This is a genomic window from Bifidobacterium felsineum (assembly GCF_002802915.1).
Lineage (GTDB): Bacteria > Actinomycetota > Actinomycetes > Actinomycetales > Bifidobacteriaceae > Bifidobacterium > Bifidobacterium felsineum.
On sequence record NZ_PEBJ01000001.1, the window covers coordinates 152,080 to 172,456 of the forward strand.

Consider the following 20,377-nt stretch of genomic DNA (forward strand, 5'->3'; position numbering starts at 1 on the left):
AAGAGGAGTACCGTGAGGCATATGAGTGAGAACGTGAATGCTTCGAATAACGTGGACGTGGCCGCAGGTGCGGCCGCAGTGGCCGGCGTCGACGCTGGTTCGACTGCCACCGCACAGCCTGACACGCAGACCGCCTACTTTGCCGGCGGCTGCTTCTGGGGCTTGGAACGATACTTCCAGAACGTCGATGGCGTAGTGGATACCACGGTCGGTTACGCGCAGTCCACGGTGGAATCACCCAGTTATGAGCAGGTGTGCTCGGGCGAAACCGATGCTGCCGAGACGGTCAAAGTGGTGTTCGACCCGGCTCAGGTGAGCCTGCGCACGTTGTCGCTGCTGTTCTTGGAGGTGATTGATCCGTTCTCCGTGAACCAGCAGGGCGAGGATCGCGGCCGGCAGTATCGCACGGGCATGTTCTATACGGATGATGCGCAGAAGTCCGTGTATGTAGCGGCGCTGGAGCAGCTGGTGGATCGTCAGCCGCAGCGCCCGGCCGTGCTGGTCGAGCCGTTGCGTAACTTCTATCCTGCCGAGGCCCATCATCAGGATTACCTGATCAATAATCCCGGCGGCTACTGCCATGTGCCGATTGCCGCGATCGCAAACGTGAAGCGCCGGCAGAAGTACGTGGAGCGCATCTGGGATCTGACGTTGGAGCAGTTCGCGGTGACGCAGCTGGCCGCAACCGAGCGCCCATTCGTCAACGAGTATGACGAGGAATTCGAGCCCGGCATCTACGTGGACATCGTCAGTGGCGAGCCGCTGTTCTCTTCGCGCGACAAGTTCGATTCCGGCTGCGGCTGGCCGGCATTCTCTCGCCCGCTGAAGGGGTCGCTGCTCACCGAGCATGAGGACCATCGCATCCCCGGCCGCGACCGCATCGAAGTGCGCACTGCCGAAACCCAGATTCATCTTGGCCATGTGTTTGAGGACGGTCCCGCCGACCGCGGCGGTCTGCGCTACTGCATGAACTCGGCGGCCTTGCGTTTCGTGCCGCGCTCGCAAATGGAGGCCCAAGGCTACGCCGCTTGGATTCCCGCCGTAGATGGTGATGGTGATTAATCAGAAATTTTCGTGAATGGTCGGAGTTGTGCGCTGAGCGCTGGAACGTCTTGGTGAACTGTGTTGTATAGAGACACGGGGTCTACTTCGTCATAATCGTGAACGATTATATTGCGCAATGCGCGTAAATCATTCCATGGCAAATCTGGCATGGCGTTGCGGCACTCCTCAGATAGCTTTCGTGCGCACTCTTGCGCCTGAGTCATCTCCATGGCGACTGAATTAAACAATATGCGATGGGCTTCCAGCTCATCTGCAGAATTGACGTGTTGCAAATCCTCGACGGCGTGATCAAGGTGTTCTACGAGTCGGATAAGGATGATCTTGTCGCGGAATGATTGGTCTGAGTGATTATGCTCGCTTACCATCATGCTACCTTGATCAGGTCTGGAGTGATGTGGTCAAGGAAGAGTTTGCTGGCCCGACTGCGCTGTGCATTGCGAAGCAGCGCGGGATAGGACATGAGCGATATCTTGCGCCCAAGCATCGATTCCAAATCGTCGGTAAGGTTTTGCAATGTTAGTGCTGTGTATGAGACGTCGGGCTTAAATCGATATAGCAGGTCCACGTCTGAATCGGGTAGTGCTTCTCCTCTTGCCACGGATCCGAATACATACATTTCCTCAATACCATACCGTTCAACGAGCTTGGCCATGATGAGTTTAAGCGTAGTGATTTCTAGAGTGCTGCTAGATGATGCGCCTTCTGGTCGATCTTCATGATTAGATGTGGAAGATGTGCTGGGGCGTAGAGAACCGAGTGCGCGCTCATAGCGTTGCAAGAAATCCTGCGTCGGATTGCCTTCGCGCTCCGCGCGCGAAAGCGCTGATTGGGTGGTGCCCATTTCTTTCGCGGCTTCGCTCTGGCTGATATGTGAACGCATGCGTTCCTCGCGCAATTCAGCAATTGTCTTCATGCACTCAATATAGCATATATGCTATATATGGTCGCTTTGGAGAGCTTTTCTGCCTCATTTTCGCGCAAAATGAGGCAGAAAACTAGCTGATGATGCAGAAAATGATGCATAAAGTGTATAGCGGGCATCCATGCGAGAGGCGTAACTAACAGCGCATGGCTCACCCAATCAAATGCCGGTACAGCTCTGGATCCAACGGCCTCGCCAATCGCAAGGTTGACAGCGTAACCTTGACCGATTTCTCTCCCGAAGCATCCGGTTTCGTGGTAAGCGTGGGATGCTCAACAGCCGCCACTCGACCCACGTAGTAATACTTGGTGTCCTTGGACTCGGCCTTGCGCATCACGAACAGTGGAATGAAATGCGTATCTTGCCAATCTGGACCTTCGCCATCGCGTGCCCAGCGGAATTCGCGCGACTGCGGACTGCGCCCATTCTTGCTGTAGTACTTCATCTCCTGCGGGCTAAGGAATTCATCTTCATATTGGCTGGCCGCATACTTCACGAAAATCGGCATCGTGCCGCTTTCCTCGTCGAGCAGATAGCCGCCCACATTTTGTGGAGTATTCTCCTTCTTCCAGCCGCACAAACGCATGACATCAGCCAAGGAATACTTATGTTCATACAGGAACGCGCGATCAAACGAGCGCTGCTTCTCTACAGACTCCTGGAACATGTCAGAGCAGTTCATTAGGCCCACACGTAAGGTGTCGGTAAAGAAGATACGGAAGGTGCGATTCTCCTTGAGCAAAGCAACGAACTGCTCGCTCAATCGATAACTTGGATTGTCGGATTCACTGTCAATAGCTTCCACCAAAGGCAGACCACCAAAGCGCTTGCGATTCGATTCGGTGAAATACGAGTAATCAAGCACGCTGATTGCGGAATCAAACTGCGTGCTAGAGAGATCGGCTTGCGGATACTGTTCGCGGATTGCTGCCATCAATGATTCGCGTGTGATAGCTTCTGCCGGCTTCCAATCCGCAGCGGCATCAGCTCCAAGACTCTCCCGTGCGAAACCGCACAGCTGAGCGAGGATCACCAATTCATGAGGCCGCAATCCTGGCAGTAGCAGCTCGGTGGCCATCTTCAGAATCGCATCTTCTACTTCAGATACAGGCTCCAATTGCTCGATGAAATTGGATTCGGGATGTTTGCTGGAGCTTAGGCTGCGCTCGCGAGAACGAACAAAGTCAAGGTAATTGTTCTCGAAGCCATGGTGAACGGTAGCGAGGAGTCGTGCCTATAAATGTCTTCCAACATGGGGATTCGTCCGAGCTCATACCGCACTTGACGATACTGCTCAGAGAGTCGCTTCATATCGGACCAATCGGCAGTATCAAGCGACTTCAGCACATGCTCCTTGGCAATAGGGTCGAAACTGATAGAAGACAATCCAATCGACTGACGCTGCAAGTTTTTGCGCGCGCGATCACGGTCGCCGGTATTGCCATACAAGGCCACCGGAATCAAGTAATTGTTGTTGTAGTTACCGATGAAGTCGATGACTACAACACTGTCTTTATGCGGGAATTTGCGCAGGCCACGGCCTAGCTGTTGCGTGAAGATAATGCTCGATTCCGTGCTGCGCAACATAACAATTTGGTTCACCGCAGGGATATCAATACCCTCGTTGAACATGTCGACGGTAAATAGGTAATCCAGCTTGCCATCTGATAGCTGCCTGATATATGCCTCGCGCTGCTCCTGTGAAATTGCGCGCCCGTTGGCATCTTTACTGGTGACTGCTGCAGTCCGATATGGCCGCTCGGCTTGTTGATTCATCTGTTGATTGAACAGTCGGGAAAGCTCATGTGCTTCTTCCTGGCGACTGCAGAATACCAAACCGGTGACCGGCAGATTGAACTGCCCGTATTCCTGCAATTTATCGATGATGTATCGCACGCGCTTCTCGGTAGCGAGCTGGGATATCTCGTACTTGAGTTGGGCGTTATCTGATTCAGAAGCGCCGGATGCGACATCAATACGATGTGCAGCCTGATCTGGGTCGTCGTCAGAACCAAGATACTCAGCTACGCCGTAGTAATGGAACGGGCACAGCATGTTCTCGTCTAGTGCCTTTTGCAAACGAATTTCGTAGGCGATGTTGTGGCCGAAGAGCTCGAAAATGTTGATGCCATCGGTGCGTTCTGGGGTAGCGGTCATGCCGAGCATGAAGTCGGCATCCTTGAAATGCTCCATCACGGTTTGATAGCCCGCGGCGCCAGCGTGATGCACTTCGTCGATAAGGATGTAGTCGAACTCATTGGAAGCGAATTGCTTCAGTACTTCCGGCTGACGCATGGTCTGCACGGTGGCGAACACGTACTTGCGGTCCGATTGCTTACTAGTGCCTGAGTAGAGACCAAGTTCGGATTCATCGCATCCCAGTACGCGCTGGTACGATTCCATTGCCTTGGTGAGAATCTGCTGCTGTTGCGCAATGTACAGCATGCGTTGGGGCTTGTATTCACGAACATCGAACGCGGACAGATAGGTCTTGCCGGTGCCGGTGGCAGAGATGATGATCGCGCGGTGTTCGCCTTGGTCGCGCAGTTTCTTGAGGTTGCGCAGCGCCTCTTGTTGCATGCTGTTGGGTTTGATTGTTCTGCCGTTGAGTGATTTGAGGATTTCTTGGCGAGGCGGAGCATACCGTTTGAAATCCTCTTCGTACTGGCGAATCCAGTCTTCGGTAAGTGGCGTTGAATCTGCCACCTGCGAGTCGAGTTCTTGGCGGACCTGATCCACGAGGTTGCCTTCGGCCAGCGATGAGACTTTAAGATTCCACTCGCGTTGACGGCTTAGCGCGAACGATGTGAGATTCGAACTGCCAACGTACAGGTTGTAGTAGGGACGACCGTCTTTCATGTGACGGGCGAACACATAGCCTTTAGGGTGGAACGGTTGGCCCTGCGCAGATGAGGATTGATCGTCGCTATCGCTTTCGTTCCAGATGCGTACGTCGACTCCGGTGGTTTGCTTCAAATGCAGCAGCTGCCAGAATGCTTTGGGATCGTTGAAATGATTCTTGGTGGAGGTGATTAAACGGCTCGGGGCTCCTGCGCTTTGATTCCGATGATGCGTTCGGAACGCCTCGAACAGGCTCAGAATAGCTTCTGAAGACACGAAGGCCACGGATACGTCAAAACTGTCACTATCGCTGATTTCCTCATTGAGCGCGTCGTACATGGTGAGGCCCGGCCTGTTGGCAATCAGCGTCGGCGCATATTCGCCGAGATTGTCGCGCTGTGGCTGAATCAGACCCGAGATGACATCTTCGAGCATGGACTGCGGGGCTGCGCTGATATCAAGGGCTGAGGTATCGTCGTTCTCGGCGTTGGTGGCCTGCATGCTTTGCGGGGCGCTAGTTGCCATTACGTCAGTCATGATGGTGCTGCTTTCGGATGTTCTGAACTATGTACTGAATGTGACTGGAGTCGGACTTGCAGTGTTTGGTCGGCTACTTATGCATTGGTTTGCTTCGTGGCAAAAGATCGTGCTGCAATCAGTCTGACTGCTGCTCTATCAACGGGAGCCCAATCCAACTGAGGCATGGCAGAAGGTGCAAGCCATCGAATTGCAGTATGTTCAGTCAAACGGGGAGAGCCGTTGTGCAGATGACAGATGAATGTGGTGAGTCGGACAGTGCCGAAGTCGTAGGCATATTCGCTCGTGCATACTTCGTCGGCGACTTCGATGTCGCACAGTAATTCTTCTTCGATTTCGCGGTGAAGCGCCTGCCGTGGCGTCTCATGGGGTTCGATTTTGCCGCCGGGGAATTCCCAATAACCCGCAAGTGATTTGCCGGTCCCACGTTGCGCGCACAACACCGTGCCATCTTTGACGATTGCAGCCCCAACAACGTTGATGATTTTGCGTTCCGAATCCATGCAGCCAGGATACAACGGGTGACATTCGAATCCGTTGTAGATCGATCGTGGATCTCACCGATAGAACGCATTTGGCAACTGTTGTTCTGATCATGATTGGCCTCAATGAAAGATATGGCTTTCAGCGCACGCCTATTTAGTAAAAAGGGGGAATCATGTACATGCATATTGGAGCATGCATCACATTAGTTATGCCGGGTGGTGAGCATGTTCGCTGGTTGTGCAAGGCGGTGGAGGCGGAAACAGAAGATGGAACCAGTATCAATTCGCGGGATGATCTTATACAACTGCTTCGTGAGAATACACCGCAAGTAAAGTCCATTGCATTCGTGCCTGAGGGTTTGATTCCGCTACTTCGGGCAGCACTTCGAGGGGATGATGCAGCTGCGGATGAGTATGCGGGTTTGACCGAGGATATGTAAGGGTCTTTTCTTGTCCCGATAGAGCGAAAAGTACGTTCTGGCGGTATCGTGGCAGATTTCTGTGCCACGGAACTGCATTTCAAGGCATTTTGCAGTTGCGTGGCAATTTTTCTGGTGTGCGCGGTGAGAAGCGCGAAATTCCTTACTGGGAGAATGGCGGAATTCCAAGGATTTCTAAAATTGGGCGATGCTCGCTACGCGTGTTCGCGCGGAGAACTGTGCCACGGAACTGCAAAATGCACTGAAATGCGGTTCCGTGCCACAAATCATTGTCCCGGTAGCGAGCTGAAACGTTGCATCGCACAATCGGGACAATCGGACAGCGAAAAAACGCTCCCAATTCGTGAATCGCCACCTTACCTGCGACATGCAGGTCCTTTCGGCTGACTGCTCGCCGGTTTGAACGCGTTTGCCTATAGGATTGCAGTAATGGGCCATCGATTTGGCCTGTGTGATCGCTTCGCACCAGCGAACAAAAGCCAAAGGAGGCCCACCATGATTCTCGTCACCACCACGCCGTCCGTCGACGGCTACGTCATCACCAACTATCAAGGCATTGTGTTCGGCGAAGTGGTCGCCGGCGTGAACATGTTCCGGGACATCGGCGCCAGTTTGCGCAACGTGTTCGGCGGCCGCAGCCAGGGCTACGAAGAGGAACTGACGAACGCGCGCAATGAAGCTATCGCCGAGATGCAGCAGCGTGCCGAGGCGATGGGCGCGCATGCGGTGGTCGGCGTCGACATCGATTACGAAGTGCTCGGTGCGGACGGCTCCATGCTCATGGTCACTGCTTCCGGCACTGCCGTGCAGCTCGCGCGCAAGGGCTGAAATCCGCTGGGCCAGGCAAAATAATCGCGCGTATCGGGCAATCAATCCCAGCCAAGAACTGTGGGACTGTGTACTAGCATGGTAGTACACAGTCCCACAGTATCGCTGAGTTTTACTACTGTACTAGTAAAAGTTCGGATTGCTCTCGGTGTTATCACCGCCAACAATCTGCTCATACAGTTTGCCCAGCCGTTCCTCGCGCATGGACTTCGCGAGCTCACACTCCCACACCACAATCACGCGCCATCCAGCCGCTGCCAACTCGGCATGCTGGGCAGCGTCGCGCGCACGATTGCGCAGTAGCTTTGCCGTCCAGAATTCCACGTTCGACTTCGGCATCGAATGCTTCGTGCATCCCTCATGCATGTGCCAGAAGCAGCCGTTGACGAACACCATTGTGCGATATTTCGGCAGCACCACATCCGGGTGACCGGGGTAGCGCTTGTCGTTCTTACGGAATCGCAGGCCGCGACGGAACAAGTAGCTGCGCACTAGCACTTCAATCGATGTGTCCTTGCCGCGAATATGCGACATCGTGTACGACCGAGTGCCGCGCGCATACTTCTCAGGTTTGGCAGATTTGCGAGGTTTCCGCGTACGGTTGCTGTTGGCGGCACTCATCGCATCTCCCTCCCCGCGCTTTGATGGCTTTCCCACCATACTGATCCGTCCCGCCTACAGCAACAATGCCGGTGGAATAGTCAACCTTGGTGCGAATTCATGCAGTATTTACTGCCGCCGCGCGATTGCCAAAGTATGAGCCACCATAATTAGATTATGAGTGCAGATACAGGTGCGAGCACAGGCAACGGAGCTTGGTTTGAGGGCAGGGCAAGTGCTGCGCGCGACGCATGGAATCGCGTGCGGCCGGCGAGCGGGATTGCGTCGATGCTGTTGTTCTTTGCCTGTTGGGTGATTATGGTCGCGGTCTCTTGGGTGATTCCGTATACGCATGCGTTTTTCGCTGACTTCGAAAACCATAAATTCGAGGCGGCGATAGTGGCTGTCGTGACGTTCGTACTTTCGCGCGTAGTGGCGAATCTGATTGTGCTGTGGCATCGCGGGCATATGCCGGATGATCTGCTCGGAGTGGAGACGGTACTGTTCGATCAGCTGGGGTATGAGCTTGTTGGCGGCGATGACCACAGCAATCCCAATGACGACAGTATGATGCCGACTTATGTTGCCTTTTCGGTGAAAACACTGCTGTTTCGCCCGGTGGCATGGGACCGCAGGATTGATGTGCTCGCCTATCCCGCAGGCAGTGAGGTCGGGGAGCGCGGCAAGGCTGAGGAGATCACGCTGCTGATTTCCGGCGATCGGGTGTGCTTGGAGGGCAAGGCGGCAGGGGAGCGGTTGAACCCGCGGCCCAAATACAAGGAAAATGGTGAGTATTTGCTGGTGGAGGACGAACCGAGCGCGTCGCAGTCCGCGATGTAGGGGGCGTTCAAGACCAGAAAATCGCGGTGATTGCTGCGATGTTTTGATTGCTATAGCGCGCTGACGCCGCCGTCAACGTGGATGGTTTCGGCGTTCATGAATCCGTTGCGCATCAGGAAGAGGTAGGTGTCCGCCACTTCGCCGATGGTGCCGAGGCGCTTGAGCGGGTTGGCTGCAGCCATCTGCTCGGTTTGTGCTTCGAGCTGCTCCGGCGTCATGCTGCGCCACAGCCCAGTCGGCGTCCACCATGGCGCCACTGCATTTACTCGTACGCGAGGTGCCGATTCGATGGCAAGGCCTTGCACCAGTGTTTCAAGGGCCTGATTGCCCAGTACTGCGCCTGAAGCATTGTATGGGCGGCCGCCGGCGCCGGCGGTTAGCGTCAGTGAGCCACCGGCTGAAATATGTGGTAGTACAACGCGCGCAATGCGCAACGCGGTAAGGTACTTACCGTCCACGGCTGCGCGGATGGCATCGTCCGTGTTGTCGAGGAATCCTCCGCCCATCGCGCCGCCCATCATGGAGACGACGTGATCGAATGGCGCGATGGCTTCGACGAATTTTGTGAGCTGCTGCGGGTCCGTCGCATCTAGGGCGACGACTTCTGCGCGTGCGTTGACGCTGGCGTTATTGCTCGCCGTCGCAACGATTGCTTCCAATACAGACTTTGTGGATTCGATATGCTCGGGTGAGCGACCGATTGCGGTCACGTCGGCTCCTTCACTGAGAGCCTTCTTCGCGATTTCCAGCCCAAATCCCGAAGTCCCGCCAATGATGAGTACGCGTTTGCCGCTAAGCGCTGCCATAATCCGTCCGTCCTTTCGCGTTGCCGTCGCAAACTCGGCAGAGTGCAGGGTGGCGCAGATTGGCAACAGTCCAGCATCATGATAAAGCAAAAGGCCGGAACCTTTCGGCCCCAGCTAGTTCGACTGCTGGGCTCGGGTGTATTTTCGCTGTCGACTTTGCTGTTTGCCGATGGAAACGATATCGCCGTTTTGGCTTAGTCGACGAATCATTCGACGGATGGTTTCTACGGATTTTCCTGTTCTTTTGGCGAGCTCACGAGTGGTGATGGCGCCGTTTTCGGGAATGAGCTCCAGAAGATCCTTATCTTCCATGACTATCGGCTGAGAGACAGCTATATCCTCGCCATTCCCGAGGCGTTGGTCGTTTTCGTCTGCGATAGCGAAGGTATCTTTCCCGACTGATATGAGCAGCCCATCACTAACGAGTTTGTTTGCCACTGCGCGGATGTCATCGGAATCGTACCCGAGTTGTTGACGGATTTCTGGTACGCTAACCAGATTATTTTCCTTGGCAACGAGGAGAATGGCATCCTCTTGACGGGATAGTTCCCGTCCTGCGTGTTCGTGAAGCCAACGGCGATTCGAGGAAATCTCTATTCCGCTGCGCCATAACGTTACCTTGAATTGGTCTGGATTAGCTTCAAAATCAGGTCGGGAGAGGGCCCTTGCTTCCATCTCACGAATCATGAACATAATTCCGGTCCCCTGGCCCTCTACTGTGACATTACTGCTACCGGAGAGAGGCGCCGCCTGCATGAGTTGGATAAGCGCAGTGTTTCTGCACTTGGACTCACCATCGCCGATATTCAACAGTGTTTTTCCGCCCCATAGTCCTCCAGGACTAGTGACTGTCACTCGGTCTGGGAATACGTCAACGCTTACAGGTTGGCCTTGGAAATATGGATGGTATTCTCTATGAATTACCGCATTGGCGATGGCTTCGCGCAGCACCTCGCGTGGAATTTCCAGTTCATCTCTGCGGCCTGTTCCTTCCACAATGGAATATGTCCGCAGGTTTCTAGCCACGGCGTTTACTGCATCGTTCACCATCTCAGCCATTGGCCCATCGCATTCGGCTCTATCTAGGAATCGTGGCATGCCAGGTTGGGCTTTTTGAACACCAGGATGAACTGCTACATCGATGATGAGCCGAGGGAAGAACTGTTGAGGGTACTTGCCTGCGACCAGTATGCCTGTCATACGCACTGCTTCTTGCTTATTGGTGATGTTGAGACGAGACAGGCGTTCCTGATTGTTCGAAGTTCCGCGTAATGCCTTCGAATCTTTGCGGCGAGCGAGGATATTTTTGATGATGTTGTCGTCCAGATCAGTCAGATCAGCATCTTTAACGAGTTCCAAATCAGCGGTGCTCGGCCGTAATGCGTTTTGGTATTCATAGATTTCCGCCGCGGATAGTCGAATGTCCTTGTCGTCTACCCTTTTGTAGCTACCTCCTTCTACACCTTTGGCGGTTACGTAACAAGGTTTCTTATCTGCTGAATTCTCATGTATGCGGATCGCCAAAAACTGCTTACCATCCAGACTGGTTCGTTCCAAGCTGTATTCAGGAGGCAGGCTTAATTTAGCTCCAGTTGCGCCGCCATCGCCTATTCCCTCTATAAATTGGTCGCGGACTTTGTTCACATTGAATTCGGGAACCACGGAGAAACTGTTTGTTTCATCGATGCCGAGTAATAACGTTCCGCCAGATGTGTTGGCGAACGCGCTCACACTGTCCCACACATCGGAACTAATACGGCTTCGGCATGCTTTAGCTTCGTAATCTGCATCATCGGTTTTCTGCTTGCGCAGCCGCTGGATGGCATTTTCCAGAGATTCGTCGAGGATGCTCATTGTTATAGCTTTCTTATGTGTGTGACTGTGTGGTGACTGTGTGTGACTGTGTGTGACTGTGTGTGACTGTGTGGTTCGTTAATCCGTTAAGGAAACATGAAAAACGTCACACTTTTGTCTGCTTTACTCTTCCGTTTTCTCCGCAGTGGTTTGGTGATCAGGAAGTAAATGAGATAGCAAATCTCCATATGCGAGTATTTGCTGATGTAACATTTTCTCCGTTTCTTCGATGATTTGCAGCTGATGCTTAAGCAACGCCTGTTGCTGAGCTGATATCGTATTCATTAGAATTTGGAAATCATCGTTCTCTGATTTCGGAGCTGTGCCCCAGTGTTTTGTTGGCGTTGCCGGTCTTTTGTCCTGTGTCATTTTGGCATATGCCTCTATCTGCTCTTTGGAGAAATAGAGAAGACCTTTGTTTTTGCGCCCGTGCAGTTCACCTCTTTCCTGCAATCTTCTCACCGCGCGAGGTGCGATACCCAATATTTCTGCTACTTGCGCTGTCGTCAGTTCGCTACTTGCCATGATGTTTACGGTACCTTTTGTGTGGGACAGGGGCGGGCGGGTCGTGACCATGACCGGGCAGGGTGGGCAAGCTGCCGACTGTTTAATGGAATTTTATGAATCTGTGACCAGGGAACAGCCATTTTGCATGCTTTATGCTATGGGTTGTTCTGAGGTGCTGGTCGGCAGGCGGGGTCGTGACACGACCGGGCGCTTGGGTAAGCTCTCTGTTGTGGGAATACATGTGAACAATATCGTTATTGCTAACCCTGACATAATTGTTGCCTTGCGCTGGCGGGCTGTAGAGAACCGAAAGTGGTGCCACCGGCTATTAATTAATTCTGGTAGAAGTGCGTTAATAGCCGGTAGTCCAGGAGTTCTTCGTATGTGCCTTATTTTGCCGATGGGATAGTGCTATCGGGCAGTTTCCCCTTAGGCTGCTGGAACGTTTTATAGTTGAGCGGAACAAAACCGGGTTGCATCAAGTTATCTGGATGCCTGTCTGAAGTGTCACCTCGTTCTGAGAGGTCGATTTTGGTCTGGCTATTTAATGAGGTGATCGTCATCCTGCGTATCGTCGGGTTGATGATCGCCCTTTGGCTGAGGCATATAAAATTGTTGTTTCAGCCAGTGGTCGAAGTGATAGATGTTGTCAGGACTAATCACATAGTCGCCGTAAAGAAGATCTATCAAATCAGTGTCTCCGCAGACGTCTCCGAACCATTCCTCCCATTCGCCGTCGTGGTAGTCTCCATGCGCGAATGGGGGATATACGTCTGGCAGCGAATCAGCTTCCTGCAGAATAAGGTAGAAAGTCAGCTCTTCGATTACGCTATGCAAGCGTGTATAACCGCGTGTAAAGCGTGTGCGAAGGGCATTGACGGTTTGACGCAGAGCATAGACGAATTCGTAGTCGTACCTTGTGAGAAATTGTTCCGGCAGCAGATCGGCAGTCCAGGAGCAATCTAATTGTCCCAGGTGTGAACCTCGCGGAAGTTTTCCCAATTCGGCGAGGTCTTCGCTGATCTGATCAAACTGAATGTCGCTGCCATATGCAAATGCGATTGCGGCATCCCGCCCAAATGTTTCTGCGAGATACGCAGACCAAGCGTCATGTGATTCGTCGATGGTGATTCCGTCATCGTTGAACGAAGGTGAATCCCCAATGGATGATTTGAGTCGTATATCTGACTGCACGGTGTCCGGCAGCGTTTTCCAGCGCAAGGCTCGGCAGACGCCGCGTACTTTGTCTTGGCGCATAGATTCCCCGTTCTCGTATTTGCCCCAAGTTTTCGCGCCCACCTGAGCCTTTGCTGCTGCTTCCTCTATGGTCATTCCTAGTTCAAGGCGGCGTGTTTGAATCAATGTGCCGAGGGTGTCGTTACTTTTCCGGATTCGTGGGGGCATCGTTGTCTCCTTCTGGCATGTTGTTGATTGCTATGCATTTTATAGGTATACGGTATGTATAGGTAATTATATAGAGTGTGTTTGAGCAATACAAATTGTTTTCCGGAGAATTATGCTTTCCCTGATGGGGTATAAGAGGTCATCGATGGTGTCTTGATGACATGTCGTCGTTTCCTTGATATTTGGCCTATAACCCCAAATATCAATAACTCGGAATAAAGCAAAAGGGCCGGAACCTTTCGGTTCCAGCCCTTTATTTGCTGGTGCGAGTGGGGGGAGTTGAACCCCCACGAGCATACACTCACTGCCACCTGAAGACAGCGCGTCTACCATTCCGCCACACTCGCAGACAATCGGCTAATTTACACCCGCAGGCGCAATTGCACAATCATCGGCGTGTCGCGTAGTGCTTGGGGCTGACCTAGCCTGCCTCGTTCATTCGCTCGTGGGGGAGTTGAACCCCCACGAGCAGTTAGCGATATCCGATTCAGGTTTTGCTCGCGAGAGCAGCACTAGGCGTGTATGCCTACCGTCGCAGTTCTGACTTCCGTCTCCGGCTCACAGGCCTGGCTTGCGCTCGCCGTTGCCGTAGAAGTGAGCCAGCGCTTCGTCACGGAACTCTTCGAAGTAGCCGCCGTCGATCGACGCGCGGATATCATCAAGCAGTTTCACGAAGAAGTGCTCGTTGTGAATCGTGGCCAGCGTGAAGCCGTTGAATTCGCGGGCGCGCAGCAGATGATCCACATAAGCGCGCGAATAATGCTGGCAGGTGTAGCAGGTGCAGCCTTCCTCCAGCGGGCCGAAATCGAACTTATGCTGGGCGCGCTTGATGTTGTAGCGTCCGTTGCGCGTGAAAATCGCGCCGTTACGGGCGCAGCGGGCGGGGGCCACGCAGTCGAACGTGTCGCCGCCGTTCTCCACGCACGCGAAAATATCGTCCACGGAGGCGATGCCCAGCACATGGCGCGGGCGGTTCTCCGGCATCGCGTCGCAGATCCAGGCGCACGTGTCGCCGATGATGCGCTTCTCAATCGCGCCGCCGATGCCCACGCCATCAAAATCAAGCGAGGCGATTTGCTCGGCCGCGTGACGACGCAGATCCTCATAATTCGCGCCCTGCACCACGCCATACAGTGCCTGATACGGCTTGCCAAGGCGCTCGGCGGTCAGGCGCTCATGCTCGGCGACGCAGCGCTTGGCCCAGCGGAACGTGCGCTCCACCGAATCCTCCTGGTAAGAGCGGGTGTTCATCAGCGTGGTGAGCTCGTCGAATGCGAACATGATATCCGCGCCCAGCTTGTGCTGAATGCCCATTGAAATCTCGGCGGAGAAGCGGTGCGAATCGCCGTTGAGCGGAGACTTGAACGTCACGCCGTCCTCATCCACCCAGGCCATGCGCTCCTTGCCCTTGGCGATGATGTCGTCCGACTTCATGCCGGTCACGTCCATGGCCAGCGTCTTCTTGAAGCCGACGCCCAGAGACATCACCTGGAAGCCGCCGGAATCAGTGAAGGTCGGGCCATCCCAGTTCATGAAGCGGGCCAGGCCGCCTGCTGCGTCCAGCACGTCTTCGCCGGGGCGTTCGAACAGGTGAAATGCGTTGGCGAGCAGGCATTGCGCGCCGAGATCCTTCATCTGCTCAGGCAGCACGGCCTTCATGGCCGCCTGCGTGCCAACCGGTACGAACGCCGGGGTCTTGATATCGCCGTGGGGCGTGTGGATGATGCCGGTACGGCCGTAGCGTGCACCGTCGCGGCCGAGACCGTTCGCCGTGGACGAAAGTCGGGTGATGGTTTCAAAGCTGAATGCGCTGCGGTCGCCGGGCTGGCCGGGCTGAGCGCCACGTGGATATTCAAGAAGGCTCGTCATGGTTTCACTTTAGGCAAAAGGGCGGGAAAACGCGAAGAAATCGTGGGTGCTGCGTCTGCGGATGGCTGGGGCGTGTTCATGTCGATGCGATAGTCGGGTATCTCGGTTGTAAGGGGTACATTGTGGCACTGCCAAACATCTATCTGCGTTATGAGGGGTGCTTGCATCAGTATCAAGGCCCCATAAATGGCGTAATGGCGGAGCGAAATGATGATTTGCAGGGGTGGAGGTACCCCTCGTAAAGCAGGTAGGCTTCTGCAATGGGCGGAATGTACCCCTGCTAACCGAGATATGGGCGATATCCATACGACTCTGCGCAGATTACGCATAGACTTTCAACTAACATTCAGAAAACCTCCAGATTGAATGCCTTTACTACAGAGGTAGAGCACGAGAGGCGCAGGCCAGCCGGTGAAAACGGTAAGGGCGCTGCGCCAAGAGACGTAATAGACATCATCAAAGGAGCAGCAATGGCTGACGAATTCAACCCGCAGGGCGTCGACCAGACCCCGCAGGAGTCGCAGACTGATTCGCAAAACAACACGCAATCCACTCAATCGCAACCGGCCGCCAATGAGCCGGCTTCCACTGGTACCGGACTGGATGCAACCCAGCCGATTGCCAGCCCGGACGTCACTGCGACTGCACCGCAGAGCGCGGTGACCGAGCCGATTCCGGATTATGCGTCCGCTAAGGGCGAGAGCACAGTGGTTTCCTCTGCGCCTTCTGCCGGTACGGGCGATGGCGCAGGTGCCCCGGCTTCTGATTCATCCTCCACCACCCCGCTGTACCGCCCGGCCCCTGAGTTCGGCGCATACGGCCCGGTTCCGACCCCCAACCAGTCCGGTCAGCAACCTGCCCAGGGCGCTCAGCCCACCCAGCCGCTGCCATTCGGCCAGCAGCCTGGCCAGCCGGGCAACCGCAACCCGTACTTCACCAATAACCCGGCACCGTCCAACGGCAACCCGTTTGCCCCGCAGGGCGCTCCGCAGAACGGTCAAGGCTCCAACAACGGCTCACACGGATTCTTTGGCTTCGGCGCTCGCAACAATGCGAACAACGCCAATGCCGCAGGCAATCCGGGCACTCCGAACGGTACGGTTCCGGGCGCGCCGCAGCCCGGTTTCCCGCAAACGGGCGCAGCCGCCAAGGCCCCGAGCAAAGTTGCAGCCAGCGTCATCTCCGCTGTGATTGCCGCCGTTGTGGCCGCCGCCCTGTGCCTCGGCCTCGGCTATGCCGCCATCACCTACGGCTGGGTGACCGTGCCGACCTCCAGCTCCCTGGCCAACGTGAGCTCCAACAAGTCCGGCTCGGGTTCCGCCACCGCTAAGACCGGTGAAGCCCCCGATTGGCAGACCGTCGCCAGCGACGTTTCCGGCTCCGTGGTCTCCATCCAGACCCAGCTGAGCAACGGCACGGCCAAGGGCTCCGGTGCCATCATCAGCACCGAGGGCTACATCGTGACCAACAACCACGTGATCTCCGGCGCCCAGCAGATTCAAGTGACGCTCGCCAACGGCACCATGTACACCGCCCAGCTCGTCGGTACTGACACCACCACCGATATCGCCGTCATCAAGCTCGACAACCCGCCGAGCGACCTCAAGGCCGTGGAGTTCGCTGATTCCGACAAGCTCGCCGTCGGCGAGAACGTGATGGCCATCGGCAACCCGCTCGGCTACGACGACACCGCCACCACCGGCATCGTCTCCGCCCTGAACCGCCCGGTGACCGTGACCGACGACAACAACAACGAAATCGTGACCAACGCCGTGCAGATCGATGCCGCCATCAACCCCGGCAACTCCGGCGGCCCGACCTTCAACGCGGCCGGCCAGGTGATCGGCATCAACTCCTCGATTGCCTCCACCGCAACCTCTTCTGATTCCGCCGGCTCCATCGGCATCGGCTTCGCCATCCCGTCCAACCTGGTCAAGCGTGTGGCCAACGAAATCATCAAGGACGGCTCGGCCAAGCACGTGGCCCTCGGCGTGACCATCAAGTCCGACACCGTTGAGGCAGACGGCGTGACCCGCGGCGGCGCAACGATCACCAAGCCGACCTCCGGCGGCTCCGCAGTGGTCTCCGGCGGCCCGGCCGACAAGGCAGGCCTCAAGGAAGGCGACACCATCGTGGCCTTCAACGGCAACGCGGTGAACAACAACTACTCGCTGCTCGGCTTCGTGCGCGCTTCCGCTCTGGGCGACAAGGCAACGCTGACCATCGTGCGCGACGGCAAGACCATGGATGTGGACGTGACGCTGGATCAGGAAGAGTCCTCCGTGAACGGCTCCTCCAGCTCCAACTCGAACAATTCCAACGGCAACAACCAGAACGGCAACGGCAATAGCCAGAACAACCAGAACGGCAACGGCAACAGCGACGGCGGCACCGGCGACGACGGTGGCTTCACCGATCCGTTCGGCCTCTGGTAAACCACACCACACACGTCACATGACGTTGGGCGGCCGCCGCTGAACGCCATGTCAGACAACCAAAGGACCGTGGAGGGCAATCCCCACGGTCCTTTTGCGTTGCGCGGGAACGTACGTGGGATTCACATGGGAATTCGCGTGTGCGCAATAACGCAATAAATAGCAAAGTCCTCCGCATGCGGCACCATTGCAGATGCAATCGCATTGCGATAACTGAATAATCTTTACGCCGTGTATCGGAAAGTCGCGCAGGCGCAGCTCGCATAAGCGGAAGGCCAAACAAAGCCTCATCCACATTCGCTCCAGCTGCCCGGCATAGACGCCGGTGGGTTAACAAGGCGTGACCATGTGCCGATTGATGGCTGGCCACGCGACTGCATACCCGCATACGCCTCGCGCCCGCCTCGCTGCGACAACTGACCGCAGCAATCGGCCCCGTATACGAGCGTAAGGAGCATGAGATGCACAATCTCGTCCGATTCTTCACACGACTTACCGCCGCAGCCATCCGCGTCTGCAAACTGGTGCCGATGCTGCCGATAGTCATTATCGCCGCAATCCCTCTGGTTGTACTTGGCGATTGGCGCCCGTGGGGGAGTGCGGTTACTCTTCCCATCCTTGACAATCCTGGTGTCGGCCAGTGGCTGGTCATCGTGCTGGTGCTGATTATTGTGACCGACACCGTCCGCGGTATGCTCGATGACATTCGCCACGGTCAGGTCGGCGTCGATCTGCTCGCCGTGATGGCGATGCTTTCCACCGTTGCCGTCCACGAATATTGGGCCAGTTGGGCGGTCACGTTGATGATCACGTCCGGCGAGGCCATCGAAGAATACGCGCAGAACAAGGCCGAGCACAGCCTGACCGCACTGGTCAAGGCCGCCCCGCAAACCGCGCACATCGTCACCCTGCCCGGCGTGGGTCGCGGCAAGTCCGCAGATGATTCAGCTGACGACGGCTTCCGTCGCACTGCCACGACATACAAGTTAGGCTCCTCTCTCGGAGGGGAGATGCCGGCGAGGCTGGCTGAGGGAAGCTCGTCGGCAGGCGCGACCCAAGCAGATGCTTGCGCCATCACTGGCCGCAATCCAGAAGATTGCGATTCGGCTGTAAACAAAGCGAAGAATGCTATGAGATTCTCGGCGGCCCAGCATTTCACTACGGTCCCGGTTACTCAGGTGCAGCCGGACGACGTGCTGATGGTGCTGCCCGGCGAAATCGTGCCGGTGGATGGCGAGCTGCTGTCCGGCGAGGCGACGCTGGATTTGAGCGCGATCAATGGCGAGCCGGTGCCTCGCACGGTGTTCGCGGGCGCTCGCGTGATGTCGGGCGCAATCAACGGTTCCGCAGCCCTCACTATGCGCGCGACCCAGCCGGCCGCCGAATCCCAGTACCAACGCATTCTCCAGCTGGTGGAGTCCGCCCAGGAATCCCGCCCAGCCGTAGTCAAAACCGCTGATCGATTGGCAGTGCCGTTCACTGTGCTTGCGTTGGTGATTGCCGGTGTTGCTTGGGCGGTATCTGGCATCCCGACGCGATTCGCCCAGGTGCTGGTGCTCGCCACACCCTGCCCGCTGTTGATTGCAGCGCCCGTGGCCTACATCGCCGGCACTGGCCGACTGGCTGCGGCCGGTGTGCTCATCAAAACCCAGGATGTGCTGGAAAATTTGGGCCGCGTCACACAGATTTTCTTCGACAAAACCGGTACGCTCACGGTCAAGCAGCCGCAGGTAGTGCGCGTGGAGATGCTGCCGGGCGTGGAGACGCAGCTCAATGAAGACCATGTGCTGATGATGGCCGGTGTGGTGGAAGGCTACTCGGTGCACATTCTCTCCAAAGGCATTGCGAAGGCTGGCGCGGAGGCGATGGCTCGATTGCGTGCCCGGTTTGCAGCTGGTCAGCGCGATTGCCCGGAGCCGGAGGCGAGTATGCCCGGGCATGGGCGTGACTATCCGGTAGTCAAGCGCATCGAGGAGGAGACCGGTAAGGGTGTATCCGGCGAAGTGAACGGACATACGGTGCGCGTCGGACGACTGTCGTTTGCGGCCGCGCAGGAAGATGGCTTCCTGGCGGCTGGTTCCCGCGAGGTGCGCACTCGATTCGGTATGCTGCAGCCGGATGAGATGGCGTCCTACGTGTCCGTGGACGGTCAGCTGATCGCCCGCATCGTGCTGCGCGATGTGCCGCGCGTTAACGCCAAGATTGCGCTTACCGCCCTGCACGAGCTTGGCGTATCCAAGCTCACGATGCTCACCGGAGACAAGCGCGCTTCGGCGGAAATCATCGCGCGCGAAGTCGGTATTGACGAAGTGCACGCCGAACTCTTCCCGGAAGACAAGGTCGCAGCGGTAAAGGCAGCGACCGATGGCGGATCCGATGACCGTATAAATGACGGGCGACTGGGTGGTTACGTCCCGTCCAAGGCGCGCACAGGAGCTCCTCTGTCTCGTGAATCCTCCGCGGCAAAGCCGGTCACCATGATGGTGGGCGACGGTGTGAACGACGCCCCGGTGTTGGCCGCCGCCGATCTCGGCGTCGCGATTACCGACGGCACCTCCACCGCCGCGTCGGAAAGCGCGCAGATCGTCATTATGAACGACGATATTGCCGCCGTACCGCGCGCCATTGCCATCGCACGCCGCACCAAACGCATCATGCTGCAGGCCGTGGTCGCCGGTCTCGCGCTCGCCGTCATCGGCATGATTGCCGCCGCTTTCAACCTGATTCCGGTAGTAGTCGGTGCATTCCTGCAAGAAGCCATCGACGTGGTCTCCATCCTCTGGGCCCTCACCGCCGTGCTCGATCGGGACTAGCAGGGCATTTTTTCGGGCGGCTCGAGGATTTGCGTCGTTGCGGCTGTGTCAGCGGGGTGTTTCGTCGGCTGACCAGGAATTGTGCGTTGCTGGCGGCCTGTCAGTGGGGTGTTTTCGTGGTTGGCTCGATG

Annotated in this window: 15 protein-coding genes, 1 tRNA gene and 1 pseudogene; 6 read left to right on the forward strand and 11 right to left on the reverse strand. The window is 56.2% G+C overall.

The genetic code is table 11. The features are described 5' to 3' along the window. Positions 1-21: 21 nt before the first annotated feature. Entirely contained in the window at positions 22-1,062 is a 1,041-nt protein-coding gene (gene msrA, locus CSQ86_RS00555) for a peptide-methionine (S)-S-oxide reductase MsrA (protein ID WP_243387530.1), read from the forward strand. Here msrA and CSQ86_RS00560 read toward each other — a convergent pair. The 4 genes and pseudogenes from CSQ86_RS00560 to CSQ86_RS00575 form a co-directional block, all read right to left on the reverse strand. After that, positions 1,059-1,433: a HepT-like ribonuclease domain-containing protein gene (locus CSQ86_RS00560; protein WP_243387532.1), complete on the reverse strand. Its 375-nt coding sequence runs from the start codon at positions 1,431-1,433 to the stop codon at positions 1,059-1,061. The genes msrA and CSQ86_RS00560 overlap by 4 nt on opposite strands. Then, on the reverse strand, positions 1,430-1,978 hold the full coding sequence (locus tag CSQ86_RS00565) for a nucleotidyltransferase domain-containing protein (RefSeq protein WP_240542208.1): 549 nt from the start codon (positions 1,976-1,978) through the stop codon (positions 1,430-1,432). Before CSQ86_RS00565 ends, CSQ86_RS00560 begins: the two co-directional genes overlap by 4 nt. 160 nt (positions 1,979-2,138) lie before the next feature. After that, positions 2,139-5,263 (reverse strand): annotated as a pseudogene (locus tag CSQ86_RS00570) (DUF3427 domain-containing protein). Positions 5,264-5,442: 179 nt separating this feature from the next. Beyond that, entirely contained in the window at positions 5,443-5,868 is a 426-nt protein-coding gene (locus tag CSQ86_RS00575; RefSeq protein ID WP_100493227.1) for a (deoxy)nucleoside triphosphate pyrophosphohydrolase, read from the reverse strand. Between the two features lie 155 nt (positions 5,869-6,023). Between CSQ86_RS00575 and CSQ86_RS00580 the strand changes: the two genes are divergently transcribed. Next, positions 6,024-6,290 carry a hypothetical protein gene (locus tag CSQ86_RS00580; RefSeq protein ID WP_100493228.1) on the forward strand — a complete coding sequence of 89 codons (267 nt, stop codon included), beginning with the start codon at positions 6,024-6,026 and terminating at the stop codon, positions 6,288-6,290. A 495-nt stretch (positions 6,291-6,785) separates the two neighbouring features. After that, the gene (locus CSQ86_RS00585) at positions 6,786-7,118 is read left to right on the forward strand and encodes a putative heavy metal-binding protein (RefSeq protein ID WP_100493229.1); all 333 of its coding nucleotides are present in this window, start codon (positions 6,786-6,788) and stop codon (positions 7,116-7,118) included. 123 nt (positions 7,119-7,241) lie between these two features. Here the strand turns inward: CSQ86_RS00585 and CSQ86_RS00590 are convergent, their stop codons facing one another. Beyond that, positions 7,242-7,739, reverse strand: a complete 498-nt coding sequence (locus tag CSQ86_RS00590; protein WP_100493230.1) for a very short patch repair endonuclease — start codon at positions 7,737-7,739, stop codon at positions 7,242-7,244. Positions 7,740-7,895: 156 nt separating this feature from the next. Here CSQ86_RS00590 and CSQ86_RS00595 point away from each other — a divergent pair, with 156 nt between their 5' ends. Then, positions 7,896-8,558 carry a hypothetical protein gene (locus CSQ86_RS00595; protein WP_133119256.1) on the forward strand — a complete coding sequence of 221 codons (663 nt, stop codon included), beginning with the start codon at positions 7,896-7,898 and terminating at the stop codon, positions 8,556-8,558. A gap of 50 nt (positions 8,559-8,608) precedes the next feature. Here CSQ86_RS00595 and CSQ86_RS00600 read toward each other — a convergent pair whose 3' ends face one another. From CSQ86_RS00600 to tgt, 6 genes are all read right to left on the reverse strand, one after another. Further along, the gene (locus CSQ86_RS00600; protein WP_100493232.1) at positions 8,609-9,364 is read right to left on the reverse strand and encodes an SDR family oxidoreductase; all 756 of its coding nucleotides are present in this window, start codon (positions 9,362-9,364) and stop codon (positions 8,609-8,611) included. Positions 9,365-9,478: 114 nt separating this feature from the next. Then, on the reverse strand, positions 9,479-11,218 hold the full coding sequence (locus CSQ86_RS00605; protein ID WP_100493233.1) for an ATP-binding protein: 1,740 nt from the start codon (positions 11,216-11,218) through the stop codon (positions 9,479-9,481). A 123-nt stretch (positions 11,219-11,341) separates the two neighbouring features. Continuing rightward, the gene (locus tag CSQ86_RS00610) at positions 11,342-11,743 is read right to left on the reverse strand and encodes a helix-turn-helix domain-containing protein (protein ID WP_165773685.1); all 402 of its coding nucleotides are present in this window, start codon (positions 11,741-11,743) and stop codon (positions 11,342-11,344) included. 522 nt (positions 11,744-12,265) lie between these two features. Next, positions 12,266-13,129: a helix-turn-helix domain-containing protein gene (locus tag CSQ86_RS00615; RefSeq protein ID WP_100493235.1), complete on the reverse strand. Its 864-nt coding sequence runs from the start codon at positions 13,127-13,129 to the stop codon at positions 12,266-12,268. Between the two features lie 261 nt (positions 13,130-13,390). After that, positions 13,391-13,476: transfer RNA gene (locus CSQ86_RS00620), tRNA-Leu, on the reverse strand. A 211-nt stretch (positions 13,477-13,687) separates the two neighbouring features. Further along, positions 13,688-14,998: a tRNA guanosine(34) transglycosylase Tgt gene (gene tgt, locus CSQ86_RS00625; RefSeq protein ID WP_100493236.1), complete on the reverse strand. Its 1,311-nt coding sequence runs from the start codon at positions 14,996-14,998 to the stop codon at positions 13,688-13,690. A gap of 470 nt (positions 14,999-15,468) precedes the next feature. Here tgt and CSQ86_RS00630 point away from each other — a divergent pair, with 470 nt between their 5' ends. Then, positions 15,469-17,433 carry a trypsin-like peptidase domain-containing protein gene (locus CSQ86_RS00630; RefSeq protein WP_100493237.1) on the forward strand — a complete coding sequence of 655 codons (1,965 nt, stop codon included), beginning with the start codon at positions 15,469-15,471 and terminating at the stop codon, positions 17,431-17,433. Positions 17,434-17,894: 461 nt separating this feature from the next. Next, positions 17,895-20,246 carry a heavy metal translocating P-type ATPase gene (locus tag CSQ86_RS00635; RefSeq protein WP_100493238.1) on the forward strand — a complete coding sequence of 784 codons (2,352 nt, stop codon included), beginning with the start codon at positions 17,895-17,897 and terminating at the stop codon, positions 20,244-20,246. Positions 20,247-20,377: the final 131 nt, after the last annotated feature.